The sequence below is a fragment of the Streptomyces sp. NPDC031418 genome (genome assembly GCF_055581605.1).
Genome location: NZ_JBVIJC010000010.1, coordinates 74825 through 100258 on the forward strand (window position 1 = coordinate 74825; position 25434 = coordinate 100258).

Below are 25434 nucleotides of genomic sequence, written 5' to 3' on the forward strand. Positions count from 1 at the left end.
ATTCTGCGACTACAGCCTAAAGGGGGCCGGTCGCCGTCGGCTCAGCAAACCTCTTCGAGATCCCGCCAGTCCCTGGAGTCCGGGCTGTCCGCGACCCACCCGTCCAGCAGGCCCCGGACCAGCGAGGCCGGCGCGGCCACCCCGCACTCCCGCTCCGGCACCCACAGCTGCCCGTCCGTCCGGTGTCCCAGCGGCCCCGGATGCCCCGGCTCGCTGTGGTCGTGCGGGTCGAGATGGATCCCCTCCCCCTCGTCGGAGGGCATCCGGGACTCGGAACACATCCGGCACAGCAGCCGCACCGAGGAGGACCAGTCCTCCGCGGCGAACCCGGCGTCGGCCGCCAGCTGCTCCAGCGCGTCCCGGTCCGCCTCCGTGGCCGCCTCCAGCAGCACCACCCAGGTGGGGACGGGCGACGGCGCCCACAGCTCGATCTCGTCGAAGACCGGGTAGGCGTGCCCGGCCGACGTGGTGCGCTCGCCGTGCGGGACGCCGTCGTGCAGCACCACCTCGCCCCAGCGCCGCCCGGAGGAGGGCAGCGGGATGGAGAGGACCTCCATCCGGGCCGGGTCCAGCCTGCGGCCCCACACCACCTCGGCCTCGCCCTCCGGGGAGAGCCGTACGGCCGCGCTGCCGAGCGCCATGCCGAGCGGCTCGCCGGAGGCGGTGGCCCCGCCGGGCACCTTCAGGCCGTACGCCTGCCAGGCGCGGCGGGCCAGCGGCCAGTCCTGGAGCGCGGTCGCGGCGATGCCGACGTTCCACCAGTCGGGCGCCCCGCTCTCCCGCTCGAGCAGGGCGACGGCGCGCAGCCCGGCGGCGCGGGCCTGCTCCCAGTCGTGCCGGAACTTGTGCAGCAGGGCGAGGTTGAACCAGGACTCCGACAGCCAGGGTTCCAGGTCGGCAGCGCGTGTCAGCAGCTCGCCCGCGTCCTCGTAGCGGCCGTCGCCGATGAGTGTGAACGCGCGGTCCGTGGCCTGCCGCCAGGAGGCGGAGGGCCGGTGCCGTCCCTTTCCGAAGATCCTCACGATTCCCGCCTGCCAGTTCCAGATCACACAGTGGGCTGGCTCTGCCCCCGGACACCCTCTCCCTCGCATCCAACCACGTACGGTGGGAAAGGCGCTCATTACCCATGGGTTACCCAGCCGGGGGCCGGGTCAGACAGTGCCGTACGTCTCCCCGCGGCCCCCTCCGGGCCGGTTCCCGAGCGGCCGCGCGGCTGGGCCAGCACCCGGGCGAGCGACTCCACGACCTCGGGCGCGTACTGCCCGGCGGTGCTGAGCCGCAGCTCCTCCAGCGCCCGCAGCGGCCCCTGCGGACCGGCATCCCTGGTCCTCTCCTCGTAGGCGTTCACGGCCCGCACGATCCGGGCGGCCAGCGGCTGCTCGGCGCACGGGTCGGCCTGCCGCTCCACCACGACGGCGACGGCCGGGTCCACCCCGGTCTGCCGTACGACGGCCCCGCCGAGCAGGGCGATCCGCCGCTGCTCGGCCATGGGCAGCCCGGCGGTGGCCCCGGCCGGGACCGGGTCGACCAGGCTGAGCTGGCCGATGTCGTGCATCAGGGCCGCGTACTCCAGCACGGTCAGTTCCGGCCCGGTCAGCCCCAGGTCCCGCCCCACGGCGAGGCTCAGCGCGGCCACCCGGCGGGCGTGCCCGGCCGGGGTGTATCCGGCGACCTCGGTGGCCCGGGCCAGCGAGGCGATGGTCTGCCGGTAGGTGGCACGGACGGCCGCGTACCGGCGCAGGGACAGCTGGGTGAGCAGCAGGGGCAGGCAGAACACCGGCAGCGCCCACAGGCCGACGACGGCGACCGCGAGCGCGATGACGGCGCCGGTCGCGCACACGGCGGAGCCGATGCCGAGCAGCCCGCGCAGTTCCTCGCGCAACAGCGGGGCGAACGGCCAGCCGGTGCGGCAGTGGGCGAGGGCGGCGGCGAGCACGGCGTCGCACAGCGCGGTCAGGCCGAGCACGGCGATCAGGAGCAGCGCGTAGGCGGGGCCGCTCCAGGAGGTGAACACCCCCCGGTTGGAGAGGGGTTGGAAGCAGACGGCGGCGAAGCCGACGGTGAGGATCCGGCGGGCCAGATGGTCCGGGGCGTCGCCGCGGCCGCGCCACACGTGCGGGACGGCACCGATCAGGGCGGCGGCGAGCACGACGCTGACGACCTGGGCGGGGCCGTGATGGGTGGGGTGTCCGGCGTCGGCGCCGAGCAGGGCGTACGACAGCGAGCCGGCGGTGCCGAGCGGTGCGGCCTGGCGCGCCTCGACGCCGCTGGCAGGGGTGCCGCCCGCGCGGACGTAGGGGAGCGCCTGCGGGAGGGCCAGCTCGCCGACGGCTATGAGCACGCCGAAGGTGAGCGCGACGCCGGGCTCCGCCAGGCCGCCCCACAGGGTGACGGCGAGGGCGCCGCCCGCGGCGAGGGCGGCGGCGCCGTGCACGAGCCGCAGCGCGGTCACCGGGAGGCCCCGGTGACGGGCCGGCCGCCCGGGCCCGGGTACGCCGGTTCGTCGGCGGTGACGGCGGGGTGCCAGCCGTGGCAGTCGAGCGCCCGGACGAGCGCGCGGACCATGCGCGGGTCGAACTGGCTGCCCGCGCAGCGCTCCAGTTCGGCGAGGGCCGCCTCGACCGGGCGGGCCCTGCTGTAGGTGCGGGTGGAGGTCATGGCGTCGAAGGCGTCGGCGACGGCGACGACCCGGGCGCACTCGGGGATCTGGCCGCCGGCCAGGCCGTAGGGGTAGCCGCTGCCGTCGAGGCGCTCGTGGTGGTGCAGGATCGCGGCGCGGGCCTCGCCGAGGAAGGAGATCCCGCGGACCATCTCATGGCCGTACTCGGGATGCAGTTCGATGACCCGTCGCTCCTCGGGGGTGAGCGGGCCGTCCTTGCGCAGCAGCCGGGTGGGCACCCCGAGCTTGCCGACGTCGTGCAGGATGCCGGCGAAGCGCAGCACCTCGACGCGGTCGTCGTCCATGCCGAGTTCGCGGGCGATCAGCACGGAGGCGCGGCCGACGCGTTCGCTGTGGCCGCGGGTGTAACCGTCCTTGATGTCGACGGCCTGCACCAGGGCGCGGATGGTGGCCTGGTGGGCGGCGCGTTCGCGGTGGTACTGGGCGAACACCCACCAGGAGACGCACATCGGCAGCAGCACCAGGAGCGCGGCGACCGGGCCGTACCGGCTGCGCCACAGCACGGCCATCATCAGCCCGGCGAGTCCGTGCACCGCGACGGGTGCGAGCGAGCGGGAGAGCAGTCCGCGCCAGGCCCGGCGCGGCGGCACCGGCCCGGCCGCGGCGCGCAGTGCGCCGTCGAGGACGGTGAGCACCAGGCAGAAGGCGAGCACGGCGGCGCCCGCGGGCAGCAGCACGTAGGGGAAGTCGGGGGTGACCACAGCATGCCGGCCGCCGAGGGACCAGTGCACCCGGGCCGCGGCCCACACGGCGAGCGCGGACCGTGCGGCCCGCCAGCCGCGCCGGGCCCACGCGGGCCGGTGGCCGCCCGGGGCGAGCAGCGCGGCGGGCAGCGGGACGAGCGCGGCGGCCGGCGGGGGCAGCAGGAACGCCCCCGCGAGCAGCACGGGATAGAAGGTCGTGTCGAAGCGGCGGTGTACGGCGTGCTCACAGACGGCGTAGAGCGCGGCGAGCAGACCGAGCGCCCACCAGGGGGCGCGGGTCGCCGGCAGCGGCAGCACGCAGAGCGCGGCGAGCAGGACGGCGCAGGCCACACAGGCGCGTGCCCTCGCCGGTACCGCCTCCATCACGCCCCTCCCCGACCGTGCCTTCCCGGCTGGGAGCCTAGGGCGGAATGCGGTGGTGCGGGGCTTATGACCTGAGGATTAGCACGTTCGGGTGATGCGGGCCGGTGGTCCGGCGGGGCGGCTCAGCCCTCTGCGGCCGGGGCGGTGACGTCGTGGTCGGGCACGGGCCGCCCGGCGCGCAGCAGTTCGAGCCGGCCCATGACCTTGGCGCGCAGGTCGGCGGGCACGTCGTCATGGCCGCAGCACCGCTTCACGAGCTTCTTCACGGCCTGTTCCAAGCCGTACTTCTCCAGGCACGGCGAGCATTCCTCGATGTGGTGCCGGAACTTGTCGCGATCGACTTCCGGCATCTCACTGTCGAGGAACTCGTACAGATGGTCGAGGACCTCACTGCAGTCCGTCTCGTGCGGATCTCCGCAGCTCATGAGCCCGAACCTTTCGCTTCGTTCGACTCCCCGGCGCCCGCCGGCACCAGCCCGCGCTCACGGGCGTAATCCTCCAGCATGCCGCGCAGCTGCCGGCGGCCCCGGTGCAGCCGGGACATCACCGTACCGATGGGTGTCCCCATGATGTCCGCGATCTCCTTGTACGCAAAGCCCTCTACGTCCGCGAGATAGACGGCGATGCGGAACTCCTCGGGGATCGCCTGGAGCGCTTCCTTCACGTCCGAGTCGGGCAGGTGGTCGAGCGCCTGCGACTCGGCGGAGCGCAGACCCGTCGACATGTGCGACTCGGCGCGGGCGAGCTGCCAGTCCTCGATCTCCTCCGCGGCGGAGCGCTGCGGCTCACGCTGCTTCTTGCGGTAGGAGTTGATGAAGGTGTTGGTGAGGATGCGGTACAGCCACGCCTTGAGGTTGGTGCCCTCACGGAACTGGTGGAAGGACGCGTACGCCTTGGCGTACGTCTCCTGCACCAGGTCCTCGGCATCGGCCGGGTTGCGCGTCATGCGCAGCGCCGCCGAGTACATCTGGTCGAGGAATTCGAGCGCGTCCCGCTCGAAGCGCGCACTGCGCTCCGCGGACGTCTCGGCGGACGCCCCCGCGCTCATGCCCTGGCCCTCGGGCAGCTCCGCCTGGCCGTTGTCGGTCCCTGCGTCGGTCCCAGTGACCGGACCCACCTCCTCAAGATCCCGGGCAGGACCGAAACCGGTCCCACTCGATTCGGAGGATAGAACACGACCCGTGCCCGCCGCCGCTCGAATTGGCGCGGTCTTCGCCGCGTGCAGCACCGTCCAGTCCAGGTCAGTGCGGCTGCTGCGGCTCGGGCAGATGGTCGAACCCATGCGGCGGACTTCCTCTCAGACGACGTTCGGTGCCGAGGCCTCAGCACGTCTGTCCGCCACAACAGCGGGCCGCCCCGCGGCATTCCCGGCCGTCACCCGAGTGACGCGACCCACGCGGCGACACCGTCGGTGATGACCGCGAGGGCCTCCTCCTGGGTGATCTCCGCCCGTTTGGGGACGGCGAAGCCGTGATCGCCGTACGGCACCTCGATCAGCTCGTGGCCGCCCTCCGGGAACTCCTCCGGCTTCCCGAACGGATCGTTCCCGCCCTGGACGACCAGCGTCGGCACCCCGGCACCCAGCAGCTCCTCGGCACGGGACTTCTCCGGCTTGCCCGGCGGGTGCAGCGGGAAGCTCAGCGCGAGCACGGCGTGCGCGCCCAGCTCGGTCGCCGTACGGCAGGCGACCCGGGCCCCGGCGCTGCGGCCGCCGGAGATCACCGGCAGCGCCATCCCGGACAGCGCGGGCCACACCCCGCGCCACCCGGCGTCCAGCGTCTTCGGCGCGGGGGCGACCTTCTTCCCGGCGACCCGCCAGGGCTGCTCGACCAGGGCGACGGTCACCCCGTGGCCGGGCAGCACCCGCGCGAGCGCCTGGAGGTCGCGCGCCTCGACGCCGCCGCCGGCGCCATGGCTCACGGCCAGCACCAGCCGGGCCCGCTGCGCCTTGTGCCAGGTGATGCGGGCGGTCCCGGTCTCGGTCTCGACAATCTCGATCACGCTAGAAGAGTGTGCCCTCTTCCGGCGCCTCCAGCTCCTTCAGCAGCTCCGGACCGTTGTTGCGGACGTTGCTGACGGCGGTGGAGACCGGGTAGGCGCGCATCAGGCCGGGCGGGGGCGGGGCGAGCAGCTCGCGCAGGGCGTCGGGGTCGGTGCGGGCGGGGTCGAGCCAGGCGTCCCAGCGGTCCGGGGTGAGCATCAGGGGCATCCGGGGGTGGATGTCGGCGAGGGAGGACGGGCCCTCGGCCGGGGCCACGGCCAGCGGGGTCCGCTCCGCCTCCGTGGTGATCACCGAGCAGGTCACCCACCAGGCCTGCGGATGGTCGTCGGGCAGGGTCCGGTCCCGCCAGAACTCGTACAGCCCGGCCATCGCGAACACCGAGCCGTCGGCGGGCAGCACGAAGTACGGCTGCTTGCGCGGCCGCTTTCGCCTGCCCTCGACCTCCAGCTCGCGCTCCTGGCCGCCGGTGACCCACTCGTAGTAGCCGTCGGCGGGCAGGATGCAGCGGCGGGCGGCGAAGGCGCGCCGGTAGGCGGGCTTCTCGTGCACGGTCTCGGCGCGCGCGTTGATCATCCGGGCACCGCCCTCGGGCGTCTTGGCCCAGGACGGCACCAGCCCCCACTTCAGCTTGCGCAGCTGGCGAACCGGACGCGGGGAGTCCGCGTCTTTCAGAGGACGGTCGAGAACGGCGTAGACCTCCTTGGTCGGCGCCACGTTGTAGTCCGGCTCCAGAGTCTCCTCAGGCTCCCATTTCTCCACCTCAAAGACTCCTGCGAGATCCTCGGGCCTACGACTCGATGCATACCGTCCGCACATAAGTGCCACACTGCCAGACCTCGTACGACGACAGGGAGCCACTCGGACCATGGACAGCCTCGCCGCCCTCGCGCTGCCCGACCTCTGGGACCGGCTCACCGGAACCCAGCCGGCTCCCGACCAGTGGGTCGTCCTGGCCACGCTGGCGGCGGCGTTCGCCGTGGTGGCCCCGCAGCCGGTGTGGCGGATATCCCGCAACGCGATCACCATCGCGCACGAGGGCGGGCACGGCCTGGTCGCCCTGGTCACCGGCCGGCAGCTCACCGGCATCCGGCTGCACTCCGACACCAGCGGCCTCACGGTCAGCCGGGGCAAGCCGTACGGGCTGGGCATGATCCTCACCGCCGCGGCCGGCTACACCGCGCCCTCGCTCCTGGGCCTGGGCGGGGCGGCCCTGCTGGCCGCCGGCCGCATCACCCTGCTGCTGTGGGTGGCCACGGCCCTGCTGCTGGTGATGCTGGTCATGATCCGCAACGCGTACGGCGTGCTGACCATGCTGCTGACCGGCGGCACCTTCGTGCTGGTGTCGTGGCTCGCGGGGCCCCAGGTGCAGGCCGCGTTCGCGTACGCGGTGGTGTGGTTCCTGCTGCTGGGCGGGGTACGGCCGCCGTTCGAGCTCCAGCTGAAGCGGTCCCGGGGAGGGGCCGGGGACTCGGACGCCGACCAGCTGTCCCGGCTCACCCATGTCCCGGCGGGCCTGTGGCTGTTCCTCTTCCACGCGGTGTCGCTGTCGTCGCTGATCGGCGGCGGGCGGTGGCTGACGGGGTGGTGAGACCGGGGCGGGGCGCCGGAGGGGGCCGGGATCGGCGAAGGGCGCCGGCTGCTGCCGGGGGGTTGCCGCCCCGCCCTCCTTATAAAGTGGCCCCATGGCCCCGAACACCGCCTCCACCGCACTCTGGCCCGCCCCGCACGCGAGCGGAGCCGTCGACGCGACGGTCCACGTGCCGGGGTCCAAGTCGGTCACCAACCGCGCCCTGATCCTCGCCGCCCTGGCCTCCGAGCCCGGCTGGCTGCGCCGCCCGCTGCGCTCCCGCGACACCCTGCTGATGGCCGGTGCCCTGCGCGCGATGGGCATCGAGATCGAGGAGGGCGTCGGCCCGGACGGCACCGGCGAGGCCTGGCGGGTGCTGCCGGCCGGCCTGCGCGGCCCGGCCACGATCGACGTCGGCAACGCGGGCACGGTGATGCGCTTCGTGCCGCCGGTGGCCGCGCTGGCCGACGGCCCGGTCCGGTTCGACGGCGACCCCCGGTCGTACGAGCGCCCCCTGCACGGTGTGATCGACGCGCTGCGCGCGCTCGGCGCCCGGATCGACGACGACGGCCGGGGCGCGCTGCCGCTGACGGTGCACGGCGGCGGGGCCCTGGAGGGCGGCCCGGTGTCGGTCGACGCCTCGTCCTCGTCCCAGTTCGTGTCCGCCCTGCTGCTGTCCGGCCCCCGCTTCAACCAGGGGGTCGAGGTCCGCCACACCGGGGCGACCCTGCCCTCCCTGCCGCACATCCGGATGACCGTGGACATGCTGCGCGCGGTCGGCGCCCAGGTGGACACCCCGGAGTCCGGCGGCGAGCCGAACGTGTGGCGGGTGACGCCGGGCGCGCTGCTCGGCCGGGACCTGACGATCGAGCCGGACCTGTCCAACGCGCAGCCGTTCCTCGCGGCGGCCCTGGTGACGGGCGGCAAGGTGCTGATCCCGGACTGGCCGGCCCGGACCACCCAGCCGGGCGACCGGTTGCGGGAGATCTTCACCGAGATGGGTGGCTCCTGCGAACTCACCGACTACGGGCTGGAGTTCACCGGTTCGGGTGCCATCCACGGCATCGATGTGGACCTGGGCGACGTGGGCGAGCTGACCCCGGGCATCGCCGCGGTCGCCGCCCTCGCCGACTCCCCGTCCACCCTGCGGGGCGTGGCCCATCTGCGGCTGCACGAGACCGACCGGCTGGCCGCGCTCACCAAGGAGATCAACGAACTCGGCGGCGATGTCACCGAGACCGCCGACGGCCTGCACATCCGCCCGCGCCCGCTGCACGGCGGTGTGTTCCACACCTACGAGGACCACCGCATGGCGACGGCCGGCGCGGTGATCGGTCTCGCCGTGGAGGGCGTGCGGATCGAGAACGTGGCGACGACGGCGAAGACCCTGCCGGACTTCCCCGAGCTGTGGACCGGGATGCTCGGGCAGTAGGGACGACGTACGCCATGCGCCGCTACGGCAAGCACACCGACGAGGACGACATCCGCAGCCGCCCCAACCGCAAGGGCAACCGGCCGCGCACCCACATCCGGCCCAAGCACGAGGACGCGGCCGAGGGCATGGTCCTCACCGTCGACCGGGGCCGGCTGACCTGCCTGGTCGAGGACCGGCCGGTGATGGCCATGAAGGCCCGCGAACTGGGCCGCAAGGCCGCGGTCGTCGGTGACCGGGTGGCCCTGGTGGGCGACCTGTCCGGCAAGAAGGACACCCTCGCCCGCATCGTCCGCATCGAACCGCGCGCGTCGGTCCTGCGCCGCACGGCCGACGACGACGACCCGTACGAGCGCGTGGTCGTCGCCAACGCCGACCAGCTGGCCATCGTCACGGCCCTCGCCGACCCCGAGCCCCGCCCGCGGCTGATCGACCGCTGCCTGGTCGCCGCCTACGACGGCGGCCTGGAGCCGCTGCTGGTGATGACCAAGTCGGACCTGGCGCCCCCGGACAAGCTGCTGGAGCTGTACGGCGCCCTGGACATCCCCTATGTCGTCACCAGCCGCGAGGAGCTGGAGAACGGCGACGCGGCGGACCGGGTGCGGGAGTACCTGGACGGCAGGATCACCGCGTTCGTCGGCCACTCCGGCGTCGGCAAGACGACTCTGGTCAACGCGCTGGTTCCGGAAGACCGTCGGCGTATGACGGGCCATGTGAACGCGGTGACCGGCCGCGGCCGCCACACCACCACCTCGGCGCTGGCGCTGCCGCTGTCCGCCGCGGAGGGCTGGGTGATCGACACCCCGGGCGTACGGTCCTTCGGCCTGGCGCACGTCGATCCGTCCCGGGTCATCCACGCCTTCCCGGACCTCGAACCCGGCACCGCGGGCTGCCCGCGCGCGTGCAGCCACGACGAGCCGGACTGCGCCCTGGACGCCTGGGTCGAGGAGGGCCACGCGGACCAGGCGCGGCTGTACTCCCTGCGCCGGCTGCTGGCCACGCGCGAAGCCCGGGAAGGCGACTGAGTCCCGCGTTGTTTGACGGGCCGTGAGTCAGGCAAGTGCATAATCGCACCGAGCCGGAGATCCGGACCAACGGGAGGACAGCACATGGCGTGGCTGCTGGTCATCGTCGCCGGGATCCTGGAGACCGGTTTCGCCGTGTGCCTGAAGCTCTCGCACGGCTTCACCCGCCTGTGGCCGACGATCGCCTTCGCGTCCTTCGCCCTCGGCAGCTTCGGTCTGCTCACCCTGTCCCTCAAGAAGCTGGACGTCGGCCCGGCGTACGCGGTCTGGACCGGCATCGGCGCGGCGGGCACCGCGATCTACGGCATGGTCTTCCTCGGCGACCTGGTCTCCACCCTGAAGATCGTCTCCATCACCCTGGTCATCATGGGCGTCATCGGCCTCCAACTCTCGGGCTCCGCCCACTAGTCGAGACATACGGCCGCAGCTGCGGGCAGTCGTGCCGCCAAGGGCGATGGGGGTACCCCCTGCTCGAGCGAAGCCGAGAGCTTGGGGGAGGGTGGGCGCAGCGGCACCTCACAGCGAGCAGCGCCTCGACCCACCCCCACACCGACACCTCATCCAACACCGGTCACACCTACCACCGCCCGCACCAACTCCCCCACACCCCCCTCCCCCACCGGCGCCGCCACACACGACACCGCAACCCGCACAGCCAACTCACACGCCCGCCCAACCCCCTCCGCATCCCCCGCCCCCACCACCCGCTCCCGCACCATCCGCACAAAATCGCCCGGCGAAGGCAACACCGCATCCGCCCTCCGCTGCTCCGGCACCCCGGAGGCGGACGGCACGGCGGCCAGCCGCGGCCTGGGCAACCGCTCGCTCCAGCAGCCGGTCAGCATGGCCCGTACCAGCACGTCGTCCCGCGCCGCGGCGACCGTCCACTCCCCGACGGCGACCAGCCGCTCCCCCACCCCCGCCCCGGCCCGCTCGCGCAGCACCCGCTCGACCCCGGCGAGATAGCCGTCCGCCGCCCGCCGCACCAGCGCCCGGGCCAGCCCGTCCTTGCTGCCGAACTCGTTGTAGAGCGTCTGCCGGGACACCCCGGCCGCCGCCGCCACGTCGACCATCCGCACCGCGGACCACGGCCGCTGCGCGAGGGCCCGGTAGGCGGCGTCCAGGAGCGACTCCCGAGCTGGCATCATCGCCTCCCCAGCGGGCAACGGCTCTGCGCCCAGGTTTGACGCGCCCGTATGCACTGTCAAGGCCTCCCGTCACCGCCCGCCCGACGGGCCGGCGCGCGGACACGCGGCCCCCGGTGGCCCGGTACGGACGACCACCGATACCGTTCCTTGCATGCCGGACTACCTCGACGACCTGCGCCTCGCCCACGTTCTCGCGGACGCGGCCGACGCCGCCACCATGGACCGCTTCAAGGCCCTCGACCTGAAGGTGGAGACGAAGCCGGACATGACCCCGGTGAGCGAAGCGGACAAGGCGGCGGAAGAACTGATCCGCGGCCAGCTCCAGCGCGCCCGCCCGAGGGACGCGGTCCTGGGCGAGGAGTACGGCATCGAGGGCTCCGGCCCCCGCCGCTGGGTGATCGACCCGATCGACGGCACCAAGAACTACGTCCGCGGTGTTCCGGTCTGGGCCACCCTCATCGCGCTCATGGAGGCGGGCGAGGGCGGCTACCACCCCGTCGTCGGCCTCGTCTCCGCCCCCGCCCTCGGCCGCCGCTGGTGGGCCGCGAAGGGCCACGGCGCCTTCACCGGCCGCAACCTGACCTCCGCGACCCGCATCCACGTCTCCCGCGTCGGCACGCTCGCCGACGCGTCCTTCGCGTACTCCTCGCTCTCCGGCTGGGAGGAGCAGGGCCGGCTGGACGGCTTCCTGGACCTGACCCGCCAGGTGTGGCGCACGCGCGCGTACGGCGACTTCTGGCCGTACATGATGGTCGCGGAGGGCTCGGTGGACATCTGCGCGGAGCCGGAGCTGTCGCTGTGGGACATGGCCGCCAACGCGATCATCGTCACCGAGGCGGGCGGCACCTTCACCGGCCTCGACGGCCGTCCCGGTCCGCACAGCGGCAACGCGGCCGCGTCCAACGGCCTGCTCCACGACGAGCTGCTGGGCCACCTCGGCCGGCGCTGACCCCCCGCGCGGAGAAATCGTACGAACGAAACGGGCCGGACCCCGAGCACCAGGGATCCGGCCCGCCTGGGAGCTACCCAGGTCTGCACGGCACGCGCGTGCCGGCGGCTCAGCCGCGCAGCGCCCGCACCGCCGTCTCCAGCCGCTTGCCGAAGTCGGCGTCGGCGTTCGCGAAGTTGCCGATCGCCCGCTCCACGATGTCCTCGCGCGAGACCTGGGAGATGGCGCCCGCGAGGTTCGCGACGAGCCGCTCCTTCTCCTCCTCCGACATCAGCCGGTAGAGGTTGCCCGCCTGCACGAAGTCGTCGTCCTCGGCGTGCACCGGCGTCGGGTGGGAGCCGGTGCCCGCGGTGAAGCCGTCGAACGGCTGCCACAGCGCTCGGCCGGTCTGCTGCGGCCCGCCGAAGCTGTTCGGCTCGTAGTTCTTCGCCCCGCCGTGCCGGCCGTCGTAGAGGAAGCCGTCCCGGGAGTTGGTGCGCGCCTCGGTGGCGTGCGGGCGGTTCACCGGCAGATGGTCGGCGTTGATGCCGACGCGGTAGCGGTGCGCGTCGCCGTAGGCGAAGAGCCGGCCCTGGAGCATCTTGTCGGGCGAGGGGCCGATGCCCGGCACGAAGTGCGCCGGCGAGAAGACCGACTGCTCGACCTCGGCGAAGACGTTCCGCGGGTTGCGGTTCAGCTCCAGCCGGCCGATCTCGACGACCGGGTAGTCCCCGTGCGGCCACACCTTGGTCAGGTCGAACGGGTTGAAGCGGTACGTCGCCGCGTCGGCCGCCGGCATGATCTGCACGCCCACGGTCCAGGACGGGAACTCGCCGCGCTCGATGGCCTCCCGCAGATCGCGCTGGTGCGAGTCGGGGTCCTTGCCCGCGAGGATCTCGGCCTCCTCGGCGGTGAGGTTCTTGATCCCCTGGTCGGTCTTGAAGTGGTACTTGACCCAGAAGACCTCGCCCGCCTCGTTGCTCCACTGGAAGGTGTGCGAGCCGAAGCCGTCCATGTGACGGTACGACGCCGGGATGCCGCGGTCGCCGAACAGCCAGGTGACCTGGTGGGTGCTCTCCGGGCTCAGGCTCCAGAAGTCCCAGACGTTGTCCGGCTCCGTGCTGCCCGTGTACGGGTCCCGCTTCTGGGTGTGGATGAAGTCGGGGAACTTGATCGCGTCCCGGATGAAGAAGACCGGGGTGTTGTTGCCGACGAGGTCGTAGTTGCCCTCTTCGGTGTAGAACTTCACCGCGAAGCCGCGCGGGTCGCGGACGGCGTCCGCCGCGCCGAGGTTGCCGGCCACGGTCGAGAAGCGCAGGAAGACCTCGGTCTCCTTGCCGACCTCGGAGAGGAAGGCGGCCCGGGTGTACGGCGTGACGTCGGCGGTCACGGTGAAGGTGCCGTAGGCGCCCGCGCCCCGGGCGTGCACCACCCGCTCCGGGATGCGCTCGCGGTTGAAGTGCGCCAGCTTCTCCAGCAGGAGCTGGTCCTGGACCAGGACCGGTCCGCCGACGCCCGCCGTCTCGCTGTTCTGGTTGTCGGCTACCGGAGCACCGGCCTCCGTGGTGAGCGGTCCCTGCGTCACGTGCGCCTCCTGCGTCATTGCTGACTAGTCCTGTCCCATGGCCAAAGCCGTTCTCGATCCTACATTGGACAAGGTCTAAGTCAAACAGTCTTCTAATCACATACCTATTCCCGACCTGGTCCCCCTTCCTGTTAGGCTGGTGGCCATGAGCGACCTTCTGGAACGGCTGCGTGGACGCGGATGGCGGATGACCGCGCAGCGGCGCGTGGTGGCCGAGGTCCTGAACGGCGAGCACGTTCATCTGACGGCCGACGAGGTCCATGCGCGCGCTGTCGCGAAGCTGCCCGAGATCTCCCGGGCGACCGTCTACAACACCCTGGGCGAGCTGGTCTCCCTCGGCGAGGTGCTGGAAGTCTCGACGGACAAGCGCGCCAAGCGGTACGACCCCAACGCCCACCGCCCGCACCACCACCTGGTGTGCGCCCGGTGCGGCGCGATCCGCGACGTCCACCCGACGGGCAACCCGCTCGCCGACCTCCCCGACTCCGAGCGCTTCGGCTTCACGGTGTCGGACGTCGAGGTCACCTACCGGGGCCTGTGCCCGAACTGCGCGACGGCGTAACCACCGCTTCCCTGGAGCCCCGGCGACCACCGGGGCTCTTCGCATGTCCAGACACACGAACACCGAGGACGCGCATACAAAAGCCGAGGGCCGGAATCCATTTCTGGATTCCGGCCCTCGGCCTTCAGTAGCGGGGACAGGATTTGAACCTGCGACCTCTGGGTTATGAGCCCAGCGAGCTACCGAGCTGCTCCACCCCGCGTCGGTGAACACGACACTACGGGAGAGCGGCGCCAAGAAGCAAATCGGTTGGCTCACCGCCGTGAGCAGCGCCTTCGCCCGCCCCCGCCGAGGCCCGGCGCGGCCTCACGCCGACAGCTCCTCACGCAGCGCGTCCCGCAGCCGGCCCGCCCGCTCCGCCACCTCCGCCGGTCCCAGCTCCACCGCCCGGTCGGCCCACCGCTGCCCCTCCGCCAGCTCGCCGCGACGCGCGTAGACCAGAGCCAGCCGAAGCGCCGCCCGGCCATGCCCGGCATCGGCGGCCCGGGTCCACCACACCGCCGCCTCGGGCTCGCTGCCCTCCCGGGCCAGCAGCAGCCCGAGGTTGAAGGCGCCGTTGCGCGAGCCGGCCTCCGCCGCCGCCCGGTACCACCGCGCCGCCTCGACCACATCGCCCCGGGCCGCCGCGAGCATGCCGACCCGCACCTGGGCCCGCCGGTGGCCCTGGGTCGCGGCCCGCTCGTACCACTCCTCGCACTCGGTCTTCTCGTGCACGACCTCGCCCAGCTCGTGCGCGGGCTCCGGCGGCCGGCGCGCGTCGAGCAGGGTGGCCAGCCGGTACGCCCCCTCCGCGCTGCCCCCGCCCGCCGCGCACCGCAGGTGCCGTTCGGCCTCCTGCTCCTCGCCCTCGCGCAGCCGGGCGATCCCGACCTGGAGCGCGGCCTCGGCGTGCCCGGCCGAGGCCGCCCGCTCGTACCAGCGCAGCGCCATCTCGTCCTCGCCGCGCCCGGCGTACAGAATGCCGAGGTTGAACGCGGCGTCCACGCTCCCGGCCTCGGCGGCCTTGGAGAACCACGGCTCGGCACCGGTCGGGTCGCTGCCCTGGAGCAGCAGGATGGCCAGCGCGTTCGCGGCCTCCCGGTGCCCGGCGTACGCGGCCCGGCGGTACCACTGCTCGGCCTGGGCGGTCCGCCCCTGCTCGGCGCAGAGCAGTCCGAGGTTGTAGGCGCCGTTGTCGTCACCGGCGTCCAGGGCCGCCCGGTACCAGCGTTCGGCGGTCTGGGTCTCGCCGCGCTCGGCGTGCAGCGCGCCGAGCGCGTTGGCCGCGTTGCCGTCGCCCTCCTGGGCGGCGCGCAGCCACCACACGGCCGCGCTCTCGCTGTCCCCGGCGTCGCGCAGCAGGAAACCGAGCGCGCAGGCGGCCCGTGGTTCGCCGTCCTTGGCGGAGGTCAGATACCAGCGCCCGGCCTCCTTCAGCTCGCCGCGCCGCTCCAGGATGGCACCGAGGTGCAGCGCGGCCCGCCGGTGGCCGCGCGCGGCGGCCTGCCGGTACCACTGCTCGGCCTCCGCGACAGCGTTGTCACCCCCGGTTCCGTCCTCGTGGCACGCCTGCCGGTCGAGCGCGCGGGCCAGCCGGTAGGCGGCCTCCCGGTGGCCGCGCTCGGCGGCGGCGCGCATCCAGCGCTCGGCCGCGACGTCCCCGCGGTGGTCCAGCAGATCCGCGAGCGCGTAGGCGCCGAGGACATGGCCCTGCTCGGCGGACTGGCGCAGCCAGTACTCGGCGGCCGGTTCGTCCCCGCGTTCGCGGTGGTAGCGGCCCAGCGCGTGCGCGGCCGGGGCGGAGCCGGCGACGGCGGCGATCCGCCACCAGCCGGCCGCCTCATCGGCGTAGCCGCGCTGGTGCAGAAGGACCCCCAGGTTGTTGGCGGCGGCCCGGTCACCGGCCGCGGTGGCGGCCCGCAGATGGGTCTCGGCCGCATCGAGGTCCCCGCGGCGCAGCAGCATGGCGCCGAGGACACTGGCCGCCTCGGCGTCACCGCTCTGTGCGGCGAGTCCGAGACGAACCTCCTCGGCGGCTTCCCCCATGTCCCCCAACTCGTCCCGGGCCGGCTCCGCTTCGGAAGGCTGTACAAATCGCCCTGACTCGAACAGAGTTGCCTTGTCCCCCATAACGTCCATCGTCGCACCACCTGCAACCTGGGTACACCCGGTATACCGCAGCCGTGAGGTCACTTCAGCGTTTTGTCGACATGCCCACAGGGAGACAAGTCAAACACGGAGCGGTCAACTCCCCACGGCGGCGCGGCCGCTCCTCCCCTCCGGACATGAGTTCGCACACCACGAAGGCCCGGATCCCTTTGGATCCGGGCCTTCGACTTCAGTAGCGGGGACAGGATTTGAACCTGCGACCTCTGGGTTATGAGCCCAGCGAGCTACCGAGCTGCTCCACCCCGCGCCGTTGCCTGATAACAGTACCACGGCGCGCGGGCGGCTTGATCATCTCCCCTTCCCGGCCTTGGCCTCCGCGTCCTGGGCCCGCTGGAGCGCGTTCTTCAGGTCCTTCTGCGCCTTGGCGTACGCGGTCCAGTCCGGCCCGTCCGGCTGCTTCAGGGCGTCCTGCCCGGCGTCGTACGCCTTCTGCGCGTCCTTCAGGGCCTGCTGGACGGTGGGGTTGGCGGAGGACGGCGGGTTGCCGGTGCCGGTGTCCGGGGGTGTGCTGGTCGGGCCCTTCACCCCGAAGACCTTGTCCAGCGCCTCGCCCAGGGTGTCCTCGAAGGCCGTGGTGCCGTTGTAGGTGACCAGCACCTTGCGCAGCAGCGGGTATCTCAGCTCGCCGCCGCGGACGTAGACGGGTTCCGCGTACAGCAGTCCGCCGTCGAGCGGGACCGCGAGCAGATTGCCGTACTCGACCTTCGAGTGCCCGCGGCTGAGCAGGCTGATGGTCTCCGCGATGTCCTGTTGCGAGTTGAACTGGCTCTGCACCTGTTTGGGGCCGTCGACGGTGGTGCTCGTCGGCAGCTTCAGGATGCGGATCTTTCCGTAGTCGCGCGCGCGGGGGTCCGAGTCGACGGCCATGAAGGCGCTCAGGTTGTCGCGGCCGTTCGGGGTGAAGGTCGTCGTCAGCGAGAACGCCTGCCGGTCCTGGTCCGGCATCTTGAGGCTCAGGTAGTACGGCGGCACCGCGCTGCCCGAGTCGTTGGTCGGGTCGTCCGGCACCTGCCACACCTCGCTGCCGGTGAGGAAGGTCTGGGCGTCCGTCACGTGGTAGCGGCTGAGCAGTTCGCGTTGGACCTTGAACAGGTCCTGGGGGTAGCGCAGATGGGCCATGAGGTCCTGGGAGATCGCGCTCCTCGGCTGCACCGTGCCGGGGAAGGCCCGCATCCAGGTCTTCAGCACCGGGTCCTCGGTGTCCCACTGGTAGAGCCTGACCTCACCGGTGTACGCGTCGACCGTCGCCTTCACCGAGTTGCGGATGTAGTTGACCTGGTTCTGCTGGGCCACCACTTCGCGGTTGGTGTTGGTCGCGGTCAGCGAGTCGGCCGTCGTGTCACCGAGGGTCGTACGGGACGAGTACGGGTAGCCGTTCGACGTCGTGTAGGCGTCGACGATCCACTGGATGCGGCCGCCCACGACCGCCGGGTAGGCGTCCCCGTCGATGGTCAGCCAGGGGGCGACCGCCTCGACGCGCTCCTTGGGGGTGCGGTTGTACAGGATGCGCGAGCCCTTGCCGATGGCGCCCGAGTAGAGGATCTGCGGCTCGTTGAAGGCCACCGCGTACGCGGCCCGGTTGAGCGGGTTGTCGAGGTTGACCCCGCTCTTGGCCGTGTAGCTGGTGGTCCGCTCGCCGCCGTCGTCGGCGGAGTAGTCGATCTCCTTCTGCGGACCGCCCACGATCGAGTAGGTGGTGGTCTTCTCGCCGTAGTAGATCCGCTGCTGGTACGTGCCGAGGTCGCCCTTGGACGGCAGGTCGTACTCGGTGAAGACCGGCTGGCCCTGGGAGTCGGCCTCGGTGCCCTTGGCGGCGACCACGCCGTAGCCGTGGGTGTAGCGGAAGTGGTCGTTGATCCAGTTGTTCTTCGGGATGCCGGCCAGGTTCAGCTCACGCAGGCCGAGGACGGTGTCCTGCTCCTTGCCGTCCTTGGTGCGGTACCGGTCGACGTCCAGGTTGGTCGGGAACCCGTAGTAGTTCTTCATCTGCTGAAGCTGCTGGAACGTCGGCGAGACGACGTTCGGGTCCATGATCCGGATGCTCGCCGCGGCGTCCGCGTCGGCGCGCAGCCTGGACTTGTCCGTGGCGGTGGACTTGCCCGCGTACTCGGTGACCTTGGTGTCGTCGATGCCGTACGCCTCGCGGGTCGCCTTGAGGTTCTTCTGGACGTACGGCGCTTCCTTGGCCTGCTCGTTCGGCTGGACCTGGAACTTCTGCACGATCGCCGGGTACAGGCCGCCGATCAGGATCGCGGACAGCACCATCAGGCCGAAGCCGATGACGGGCAGCTGCCAGGTGCGCCGCCACAGGGTCGCGAAGAACAGCAGGGCGCAGATGACGGCGATGCAGAACAGGATCGTCTTGGCCGGCAGATAGGCGTTGGCGTCGACATAGCGCAGGCCGGTCCAGTTGCCGGTCGCCTTGAAGTCGCTGGACTTCACCGCGAGGCCGTACCGGTCGAGCCAGTAGGCGACCGCCTTGAGGGCCACGAAGATGCCGAGCAGCACCGACAGGTGTCCCGTCGCGGCGGCGGTGGCCCGGGTGCCGGGGCTGGTGACGCGCAGTCCGCCGTACAGATAGTGGGTGAGCCCGGCGGCGAGCAGGCACAGGATCGCGGCGGCGAAGCCGAAGCCCAGCAGGAACCGGTACCAGGGCAGGTCGAAGGCGTAGAAGGAGACATCGAGGTGGAACTGCGGGTCCTTCTGGTGGAAGGGCACGCCGTTGACCCACATCAGCCAGGTCCGCCACTGGCCGGCCGCCGAGGCGCCCGCGATCAGGCCGACGAGCGCGGTGACGGCGAGCAGCAGCCACCTCTTGTACGGCGCGATGCCCATCCGGTAGCGGTCCAGGCTCTGCTGCTCCATGGACATGGCGCTCAGCGGGGGCCGCAGCCGGTGGGCGATCCAGATGTTGAGGCCGACCGCGACCGCCATCAGCAGACCGAAGACGAAGAACAGGCCGATCTTGGTCCACAGGACGGTGGTGAACACGGACGAGTAGTGCACCGACCGGTACCACAGCCAGTCCGTCCAGAAGCCGGCGAACATGGTGAACGCCATGCCGAGGACGGCAAGGACGCCCAGCGTCATGAGCAGGGTCCGGGCGCGCCGGGACGGACGGCTCGCTCTGATCCGTGGCCCCGTCGGGCCTCCGCCGCGGTCCGGCATCTGGAAAGCCAAGGTGTGCACCTCGAGGTTCGCTGTCGATACGTCAGCCCGCCGTGTTCGACGGCCCGCCGTGGCCCCCCGTGATCGCGGGCCTACTCCTATGCAACTTACTCACGCCGTGCTCGGTTCCCGATTCCGGCCGGGAACGAGGCAGGATTGTGACCATGTCCAACACTCCCATGGCGGCGAGCCCGCTCACCCGGGCCGTACTCGAGATCGACGAGTACGCCTCCGGCCTCGGCTGGGACCAGCCCGCCCGCCTCTTCGCCCTCGTCGACACCGCCCGGCTGCGGTCCCAGGAACCCGCGCTCGCGGCTCAGCTCGGCCTCGACACGGACGAGTCCCAGACCACCGGTTTCACCCCTATCGAGCAGGACGAGATCCCGTCCGGCAAGCCGCTCGACGACTTCCTCGCCACCATCGCCTGGCCCGACGCGGTCATCGGCTGCGCGCTCACGGTGGAGCGGCTGATGCTGCCGCCGTCCGCCGAGGCGCAGGTCCCGCAGAACCTGAGCGAGGCCAAGCTGGCGAAGTGGGTCGCCGAGCACCCCGAGCGCCAGGAGGTCCGGATGACGGTCGCGGTGCTGCGCGACGGCGGCCGTGAGTCGGCGCTGCGGCTGCGCGAGAAGGACTCCCCGACCGAGGTCCTGACCGGCCCCGACCTGGTGCCGGGCCTCGCCGAGGCGCTGGCGGCGACCTTCGCGGACTGACGTCTTCGGGTACGGCGATGGGGGCGCCCGCTGTCTTCAGGGGCGCCCCCAGCCGTGTCCTGCTCCGCTCAGCCCTTGGTGGTGCACCTGGGCAGCGCGGCGGTGTCGCCGGTGCGGATGTCCTTGAGGGCGCCGAGCGCGTCGTCGATGGTCCTGACCTTGACCAGGGTGAGTCCGCTCGGGGTGTCCTTGGCGGCGGCCGCGCAGTTCTCGGCGGGCGTCAGGAAGTACTGGGCGCCCTTGTCGCGCGCGCCGACCGTCTTCATCTCGACACCGCCGATCGGCCCGACCGTGCCGTTGTCGTCGATGGTGCCGGTGCCGGCGACGAACCTGCCGCCGGTGAGGCTGCCCGGGGTGAGCTTGTCGTAGATGCCGAGGGCGAACATCAGACCGGCGCTCGGGCCGCCGACGTCGGCGAGCTTGATGTCGATGGTGAACGGGAAGGTGTGGTCGGTCCCGGCGGAGATCCCGATGATGGCCCGCTTCGCCCCGCTGTCGTCGGAGGCGGCCGTGGTGATGGTGACGTCCCGGGTGGCGGTGGCCGTCTTGTGGGCCTTCTCCGCGGCGGCCTGCTCCTTGGCGGGCACCACGGTGAAGACCACCTTCTGCCCCGGCTTGTGCTTGGTCACCAGCTTGGCGACATCGGAGGGCTGCTTGACCGCGGTGCCGTCCACCGCCTTGATCACGTCACCGGCGTGCAGCCGGCCCTCTGCCGGGGAGCCCTTGACGACGGTGGAGACGATCACCCAGGACTTCACCGGGATGTGCAGCTCCTTCAGGGCGGCGACCTTGGCGCTCTCCTGGGACTGGCTGAACTCCTCGGCGTTCTGCTGGGTGGACTGCTCCTCGGTGGTGCCGTCCGGGTAGAGCGTGTCGTGCGGGACGACCTTGGTGTCGTGCGCCAGCCAGCCGTAGACGGCCTCCACCAGGTTCATCCGGTAGTCCGCGCTGGTCACCCGGACGGTCGTCATGTTCAGATGGCCGTCGGTCGGGTAGGTCTTGTGGTCGGGGAACTGCAGCACCGGCTCGCCGTCGTGGTCCCCGAGCGTGTTCACCGTCGGGCCGGGGGACATCTCCGAGTACGGCACGGGGATGAGCACTCCCGCGCACAGGAGCGCGATCAGCATCAGGGTGGAGGCGAGCAGCGTCGCGGTGCGGCGTGGCATGCCACGACAGTACGGGACGCCTCTGTCAGCGCACCGTCAGGGCACCCCTGTCACACGCGGCGCGCACCGGGGCCGGACTTCTCCATGGCCGCGCGGAAACGGGCGTATCCGTCCAGCTCGGGGCCGTCGCTGCGGGCCTTGCGCGTCCGGTTGGCCCAACTGCCCCACAGTCCGCCGCCGATCCCGGCCAAGAACGGAATCAGCAGCCAGACAAGCGCCCCCATGCCGACCTCCCAATGCCCAGAGCGTCCGCAACTGACTGATCAGCAGATTAACCATCCGCACTGACAACGCTCACGCGCGGGGGGCGGTTACGCAACCGGTGTGTCGCGAGTGGCCGGTGAGCCACTTGGGGAGGGTCAGCAGGCCCCGACCCACTCCTCGGTGCCGTCCGAGAACCGCTGGTGCTTCCAGATCGGCACCTCGTGCTTGAGGTCGTCGATCAGCTTGCGGCAGGCCTCGAAGGCCTCCGCGCGGTGCGGGCACGCCACGGCGACGACCACGGCGAGATCACCCACCTGGAGATCGCCCACCCGGTGGACGGCGGCCAGCGCCCGCACCGGGTAGTCCGCCACGACCTTCTCGGCGATCCGCCGCATCTCGTCCTCGGCGCTGGGATGGCACGAGTACCCGAGCGCGTCCACGTCGGCGCCGCCGTCGTGGTTCCGCACGGTCCCGACGAACAGCGCGATGCCGCCGGCCGCGGCGTCCCCGACGGCCCGGAACACCTCGTCCACGGAGAGGGCGGTCTCCCGGACGCCGATCAGCTTGATGGGTTCCTCGGCCGCCTGCTCACCGGGATGGTCGATCATCTGTGCCATACCCCCATCGTGCCGCACACCCCGGACCGCAGGGAATGCGAGTTTCACCCGTCCCGCGCGCGGGACGCTTTGGATGCTCCTACAGCGGGCGCTGCGGGGAGGGTCCTGCCACGGAGCGCCCCGGCGCCCGAGCGGCGCTCACACGCGCCGGCGGGCCTTGCGGGCGCGGCGGACCACCGCGGCGGCGCCCAGCAGGGCCACCGTCGCGCCCGCGGCGCCCGCGGCCGTGGCGTCCTTGCGGCCCAGCCGCCGGCCGGCCACCGTGTGCCGCCCGGACACCTCCTCCAGCAGCTCCGCGAGCACCTCCTCGTTGGTCCACCGCGGCCGCCACCCGGCGTCGTGCAGCCGGCTCCCGCTGATCACCCACGGGTACATCGTGTACGCCAGGTCTCCCGCCGGGGAGGGGGTGAGCCCGATCCGGTGCAGCCGCGCCGCCGCGCCCAGCGCGACCGCCGACGGCAGCTCCATCCGCCGGATCCCGCTCAGCTCCTCGACCTCCTCCTGCTCCAGCCAGCCGTCGCAGCCGACGGCCAGCTCCCCGTCGACCTTCTCCAGTACGGCGTACTCCAGCGCACTGCACAGGTCCTCGACGTGGCAGAACTGCCACGCGGGCCGGGAACCGGCGACGACGAGCAGCCGCGGCGACTCGAAGTACCGGGTCAGCGCGGTGTCCGTCCCGCCGACCAGGACGGCCGGCCGTACGACGGTGACGTTCAGCCCGGGATGCGCGCGCGGCGCGCGGCGCGCCAGCCGCTCGATCTCCAGCAGGTCGCCGACCCCGGTGGCCTCGGCGGTCGCCCGCAGCTCGGCGTCCTCCGACAGGGGCAGCTCGTTGTCCGGCAGCGCGCCGTAGACCATCGCCGAGGTGCACAGCACCACCCGGTGCACGCCGGCCGCCGCCGCGGCCGTCAGCACGGTCTGGGTCCCCCGGACGTTGTAAGCGGTCCGGGCGGCCGGATCGCTGCCGAGGTCCAGGTCGAGGGCCAGGTGCACCACGACATCGGCACCCCGCAGCTTGTCCGCGATCGCGGGGTCGCGGACGTCCAGGATGTGCCACTGCGCGCCGGCGCACTCCCCGCGCCGCTCGTCGATCGCCACGACCTGTTTGATCTCCTCCGAGGCGGCGAGCCGCTCGGTGAGCAGGGCGCCGACCCCGGTGGCTGCGCCGGTGACCGCGACGACGGGCCCGCGCACGGCGGGAGAGGTTGAGAGGTTTCGCGCTGCGCGAACCTGCGGATCTGGGGAACTCACCGGGCGTCTCCGTCGGTTGTCTTCCATACGAGCGCGAGTGACGCGTACGTACCAGGTGCATCCATCCTGCCGCAGGCCTTCCGCGGGCGAAGCACCGAGGCCCGATCGGCCCCAGGTGTCTACGCTGGGTGGTGTTGTCGGGCAGCCGCGCCGCCGGAGAGAGACCGGTGGCCTTACCAGCCGAGGAATCCCGTGAGTGACACCCCATTCGGTTTCGGCCTTCCGCCGGAGGAGCCGGAGGACGGCGACGAGGGCAAGAAGAAGGACCAGCAGAGCGGTGGTGGTCAGGGACCGGCCAACCCGTTCGGTTTCGGGACGCCCGGAGCCGGCGGCTTTGGCGGCCCCGGCGCCGACAACCCGCTCGCCGCGATGTTCGGCTCGCTGAACCCCACCGACCTGGGCGCCGCCTTCCAGCAGCTGGGCCAGATGCTCTCCTACGAGGGCGGCCCGGTGAACTGGGACATGGCCAAGCAGATCGCCCGCCAGACGGTCGCCCAGGGCACCCAGGACGGCACCAAGGACTCCAGCGTGGGTCCGGCCGAGCGCAGGGCGGTCGAGGAGGCCGTCCGCCTGGCCGACCTGTGGCTGGACGACGCGACGTCCCTGCCGTCCGGCTCCGCCTCGGCGGTGGCCTGGTCCCGCGCGGAGTGGGTCGAGGCGACCCTGCCGGCCTGGCAGGAGCTGGTCGACCCGGTCGCCGAGCGGGTCGGCGCGGCCATGGGCGACGTCCTGCCGGAGGAGATGCAGGCCATGGCGGGCCCGCTGATCGGCATGATGCGCTCGATGGGCGGCGCCATGTTCGGCACCCAGATCGGGCAGGCCGTGGGCGTGCTCGCGGGCGAGGTCGTCGGCTCCACCGACATCGGCCTGCCGCTGGGCCCGGCCGGCAAGGCCGCGCTGCTCCCGGTCAACGTGGAGACCTTCGGCAAGGACCTCGGCGTCCCGCAGGACGAGGTCAGGCTCTACCTGGCCCTGCGTGAGGCCGCCCACCAGCGGCTCTTCGCGCATGTGCCGTGGCTGCGCTCGCACCTGTTCGGCGCGGTCGACGGCTACGCGCGCGGGATCAAGGTCGACACCGCCAAGCTGGAGGACGTGGTCGGCCAGTTCGACCCGCAGAACCCCGAGCAGCTCCAGGACGCACTCCAGCAGGGCATGTTCCAGCCGGAGGACACACCCGAGCAGAAGGCGGCCCTGGCCCGTCTGGAGACCGCTCTGGCGCTCGTCGAGGGCTGGGTGGACGCGGTGGTCCACACGGCCGCCAAGCCGCGCCTGTCGTCCGCGGACGCCCTGCGGGAGACCCTGCGCCGGCGCCGCGCCTCGGGCGGCCCCGCGGAGCAGACGTTCGCCACGCTGATCGGCCTGGAGCTGCGCCCGCGCCGGCTGCGGGACGCCTCCCGTCTGTGGGCGTCGCTCACGGACGCGCGCGGGGTGGACGGCCGGGACGGCCTGTGGGCCCACCCGGACATGCTGCCGACGGCGACCGACCTGGACGACCCGGACGGCTTCGTCCACCGCGAGCAGCTGGACTTCTCCGAGCTGGACCGGATGCTCGGCGAGGCGGCCGGCAAGCCCGACCTGCACAAGAAGGACACGGACCGGGACACCGGCAAGGACGCGGACAAGGGCGACGACACCGAGTGAGCCTGTACGACGACACGGTCCGCGTGCTCAAGGAGTACGCGGACCAGGACGAGCTGCGCCAGGCCTACCTGGACCATCTGGCGGCCCACCCGGACGGCGTGTGGAAGGCCTGTGAGGCCGGCCATGTGACGGCGAGCGCCCTGGTGATCGACCCGGAGTCCGGCCGGGTGCTGCTGACGCTGCACCGGAAGCTGCGGATGTGGCTCCAGATGGGCGGCCACTGCGAGCCGGAAGACGCGTCCCTGGCGGCGGCGGCCCTGCGCGAGGCCACCGAGGAGTCCGGCATCCCCGGGCTGACGCTGCTGCCCGGCGGCCCGGTCCGGCTGGACCGGCATCCGATCCCGGCGCCGTGCCACTGGCACTTCGACGTCCAGTACGCCGCGCTGGCCCCGCGCGGCGCCGCGCACGCGATCAGCGACGAGTCGCTGGACCTGCGCTGGTTCGGCTACGACGAGGTGCCGGACGTGGCGGACGCGTCGGTCGTGGCGCTGCTGAAGGCCACCCGCGCCCGGCTGTGAGCGGGTGAGAAACAG

Annotated in this window: 24 protein-coding genes and 2 tRNA genes; 9 read left to right on the forward strand and 17 right to left on the reverse strand. The window is 72.3% G+C overall.

The window, feature by feature from the left end:
• Nucleotides 1–41: 41 nt before the first annotated feature.
• The 7 genes from ACZ5CZ_RS16315 to ACZ5CZ_RS16345 all read right to left on the reverse strand — a co-directional run bounded on the left by ACZ5CZ_RS16315 (nt 42) and on the right by ACZ5CZ_RS16345 (nt 6565).
• Nucleotides 42–1022 carry a tetratricopeptide repeat protein gene (locus ACZ5CZ_RS16315; RefSeq protein ID WP_385840080.1) on the reverse strand — a complete coding sequence of 327 codons (981 nt, stop codon included), beginning with the start codon at nt 1020–1022 and terminating at the stop codon, nt 42–44.
• A gap of 98 nt (nt 1023–1120) precedes the next feature.
• The gene (locus ACZ5CZ_RS16320) at nt 1121–2452 is read right to left on the reverse strand and encodes an HD-GYP domain-containing protein (RefSeq protein WP_468943227.1); all 1332 of its coding nucleotides are present in this window, start codon (nt 2450–2452) and stop codon (nt 1121–1123) included.
• On the reverse strand, nt 2449–3747 hold the full coding sequence (locus tag ACZ5CZ_RS16325) for an HD-GYP domain-containing protein (protein ID WP_468943229.1): 1299 nt from the start codon (nt 3745–3747) through the stop codon (nt 2449–2451). The genes ACZ5CZ_RS16320 and ACZ5CZ_RS16325 overlap by 4 nt, the downstream gene beginning before the upstream one ends.
• A gap of 122 nt (nt 3748–3869) precedes the next feature.
• The gene (gene rsrA / locus ACZ5CZ_RS16330) at nt 3870–4172 is read right to left on the reverse strand and encodes a mycothiol system anti-sigma-R factor (RefSeq protein WP_385840083.1); all 303 of its coding nucleotides are present in this window, start codon (nt 4170–4172) and stop codon (nt 3870–3872) included.
• Nucleotides 4169–4864 carry a sigma-70 family RNA polymerase sigma factor gene (locus ACZ5CZ_RS16335; RefSeq protein WP_385840085.1) on the reverse strand — a complete coding sequence of 232 codons (696 nt, stop codon included), beginning with the start codon at nt 4862–4864 and terminating at the stop codon, nt 4169–4171. The genes rsrA and ACZ5CZ_RS16335 overlap by 4 nt, the downstream gene beginning before the upstream one ends.
• A 257-nt stretch (nt 4865–5121) precedes the next feature.
• Nucleotides 5122–5748: an alpha/beta hydrolase family protein gene (locus ACZ5CZ_RS16340; RefSeq protein WP_385840086.1), complete on the reverse strand. Its 627-nt coding sequence runs from the start codon at nt 5746–5748 to the stop codon at nt 5122–5124.
• A 1-nt stretch (nt 5749) separates the two neighbouring features.
• Complete coding sequence (locus ACZ5CZ_RS16345; protein ID WP_385840087.1) at nt 5750–6565, reverse strand: SOS response-associated peptidase; 816 nt, start codon at nt 6563–6565, stop codon at nt 5750–5752.
• Nucleotides 6566–6614: 49 nt separating this feature from the next.
• Here ACZ5CZ_RS16345 and ACZ5CZ_RS16350 point away from each other — a divergent pair, with 49 nt between their 5' ends.
• From ACZ5CZ_RS16350 to ACZ5CZ_RS16365, 4 genes are all read left to right on the forward strand, one after another.
• A complete protein-coding gene (locus ACZ5CZ_RS16350; protein WP_468943235.1) occupies nt 6615–7337 on the forward strand; it encodes a M50 family metallopeptidase in 723 nt (240 codons plus the stop codon).
• Between the two features lie 94 nt (nt 7338–7431).
• Entirely contained in the window at nt 7432–8748 is a 1317-nt protein-coding gene (gene aroA, locus ACZ5CZ_RS16355; RefSeq protein WP_385840090.1) for a 3-phosphoshikimate 1-carboxyvinyltransferase, read from the forward strand.
• A gap of 14 nt (nt 8749–8762) precedes the next feature.
• Nucleotides 8763–9773 carry a ribosome small subunit-dependent GTPase A gene (rsgA, locus tag ACZ5CZ_RS16360; protein WP_385840091.1) on the forward strand — a complete coding sequence of 337 codons (1011 nt, stop codon included), beginning with the start codon at nt 8763–8765 and terminating at the stop codon, nt 9771–9773.
• A gap of 84 nt (nt 9774–9857) precedes the next feature.
• Complete coding sequence (locus ACZ5CZ_RS16365; protein ID WP_385840092.1) at nt 9858–10181, forward strand: DMT family transporter; 324 nt, start codon at nt 9858–9860, stop codon at nt 10179–10181.
• A 149-nt stretch (nt 10182–10330) separates the two neighbouring features.
• On the opposite strand, the gene ACZ5CZ_RS16370 is transcribed toward ACZ5CZ_RS16365, so the two are convergent.
• Nucleotides 10331–10921 carry a TetR/AcrR family transcriptional regulator gene (locus ACZ5CZ_RS16370; protein WP_468943240.1) on the reverse strand — a complete coding sequence of 197 codons (591 nt, stop codon included), beginning with the start codon at nt 10919–10921 and terminating at the stop codon, nt 10331–10333.
• Nucleotides 10922–11072: 151 nt separating this feature from the next.
• Here ACZ5CZ_RS16370 and hisN point away from each other — a divergent pair, with 151 nt between their 5' ends.
• Nucleotides 11073–11870: a histidinol-phosphatase gene (hisN, locus tag ACZ5CZ_RS16375; protein WP_385840096.1), complete on the forward strand. Its 798-nt coding sequence runs from the start codon at nt 11073–11075 to the stop codon at nt 11868–11870.
• 109 nt (nt 11871–11979) lie between these two features.
• On the opposite strand, the gene ACZ5CZ_RS16380 is transcribed toward hisN, so the two are convergent.
• The gene (locus tag ACZ5CZ_RS16380; protein ID WP_468943244.1) at nt 11980–13434 is read right to left on the reverse strand and encodes a catalase; all 1455 of its coding nucleotides are present in this window, start codon (nt 13432–13434) and stop codon (nt 11980–11982) included.
• 145 nt (nt 13435–13579) lie between these two features.
• On the opposite strand from ACZ5CZ_RS16380, the gene ACZ5CZ_RS16385 reads away from it, so the two are divergent.
• Entirely contained in the window at nt 13580–13996 is a 417-nt protein-coding gene (locus ACZ5CZ_RS16385; RefSeq protein ID WP_385840098.1) for a Fur family transcriptional regulator, read from the forward strand.
• A 128-nt stretch (nt 13997–14124) separates the two neighbouring features.
• Here the strand turns inward: ACZ5CZ_RS16385 and ACZ5CZ_RS16390 are convergent.
• The 4 genes from ACZ5CZ_RS16390 to ACZ5CZ_RS16405 form a co-directional block, all read right to left on the reverse strand.
• Nucleotides 14125–14198 (reverse strand) — tRNA-Met (locus tag ACZ5CZ_RS16390).
• Between the two features lie 104 nt (nt 14199–14302).
• Nucleotides 14303–16114, reverse strand: a complete 1812-nt coding sequence (locus tag ACZ5CZ_RS16395; RefSeq protein ID WP_468943248.1) for a tetratricopeptide repeat protein — start codon at nt 16112–16114, stop codon at nt 14303–14305.
• Between the two features lie 203 nt (nt 16115–16317).
• Nucleotides 16318–16391, reverse strand: a tRNA-Met gene (locus ACZ5CZ_RS16400).
• 41 nt (nt 16392–16432) lie between these two features.
• Complete coding sequence (locus ACZ5CZ_RS16405) at nt 16433–19312, reverse strand: UPF0182 family membrane protein (RefSeq protein ID WP_385840324.1); 2880 nt, start codon at nt 19310–19312, stop codon at nt 16433–16435.
• A gap of 164 nt (nt 19313–19476) precedes the next feature.
• On the opposite strand from ACZ5CZ_RS16405, the gene ACZ5CZ_RS16410 reads away from it, so the two are divergent.
• Nucleotides 19477–20022: a PPA1309 family protein gene (locus tag ACZ5CZ_RS16410; RefSeq protein ID WP_468943251.1), complete on the forward strand. Its 546-nt coding sequence runs from the start codon at nt 19477–19479 to the stop codon at nt 20020–20022.
• A 68-nt stretch (nt 20023–20090) separates the two neighbouring features.
• Here ACZ5CZ_RS16410 and ACZ5CZ_RS16415 read toward each other — a convergent pair whose 3' ends face one another.
• The 4 genes from ACZ5CZ_RS16415 to ACZ5CZ_RS16430 all read right to left on the reverse strand — a co-directional run bounded on the left by ACZ5CZ_RS16415 (nt 20091) and on the right by ACZ5CZ_RS16430 (nt 23260).
• A complete protein-coding gene (locus ACZ5CZ_RS16415) occupies nt 20091–21188 on the reverse strand; it encodes a YlbL family protein (RefSeq protein WP_468943253.1) in 1098 nt (365 codons plus the stop codon).
• Nucleotides 21189–21238: 50 nt separating this feature from the next.
• Nucleotides 21239–21412: a hypothetical protein gene (locus tag ACZ5CZ_RS16420; RefSeq protein ID WP_385840103.1), complete on the reverse strand. Its 174-nt coding sequence runs from the start codon at nt 21410–21412 to the stop codon at nt 21239–21241.
• 135 nt (nt 21413–21547) lie between these two features.
• A complete protein-coding gene (locus ACZ5CZ_RS16425) occupies nt 21548–22009 on the reverse strand; it encodes a molybdenum cofactor biosynthesis protein MoaE (RefSeq protein WP_385840104.1) in 462 nt (153 codons plus the stop codon).
• 138 nt (nt 22010–22147) lie between these two features.
• Nucleotides 22148–23260 (reverse strand): SDR family oxidoreductase, encoded by a 1113-nt coding sequence (locus ACZ5CZ_RS16430; protein WP_385840106.1) that lies wholly within the window; start codon nt 23258–23260, stop codon nt 22148–22150.
• A 192-nt stretch (nt 23261–23452) separates the two neighbouring features.
• On the opposite strand from ACZ5CZ_RS16430, the gene ACZ5CZ_RS16435 reads away from it, so the two are divergent.
• Both ACZ5CZ_RS16435 and ACZ5CZ_RS16440 read left to right on the forward strand, forming a co-directional pair.
• A complete protein-coding gene (locus ACZ5CZ_RS16435; RefSeq protein WP_385840107.1) occupies nt 23453–24901 on the forward strand; it encodes a zinc-dependent metalloprotease in 1449 nt (482 codons plus the stop codon).
• A complete protein-coding gene (locus tag ACZ5CZ_RS16440; protein ID WP_385840109.1) occupies nt 24898–25419 on the forward strand; it encodes an NUDIX hydrolase in 522 nt (173 codons plus the stop codon). The genes ACZ5CZ_RS16435 and ACZ5CZ_RS16440 overlap by 4 nt, the downstream gene beginning before the upstream one ends.
• Nucleotides 25420–25434: the final 15 nt, after the last annotated feature.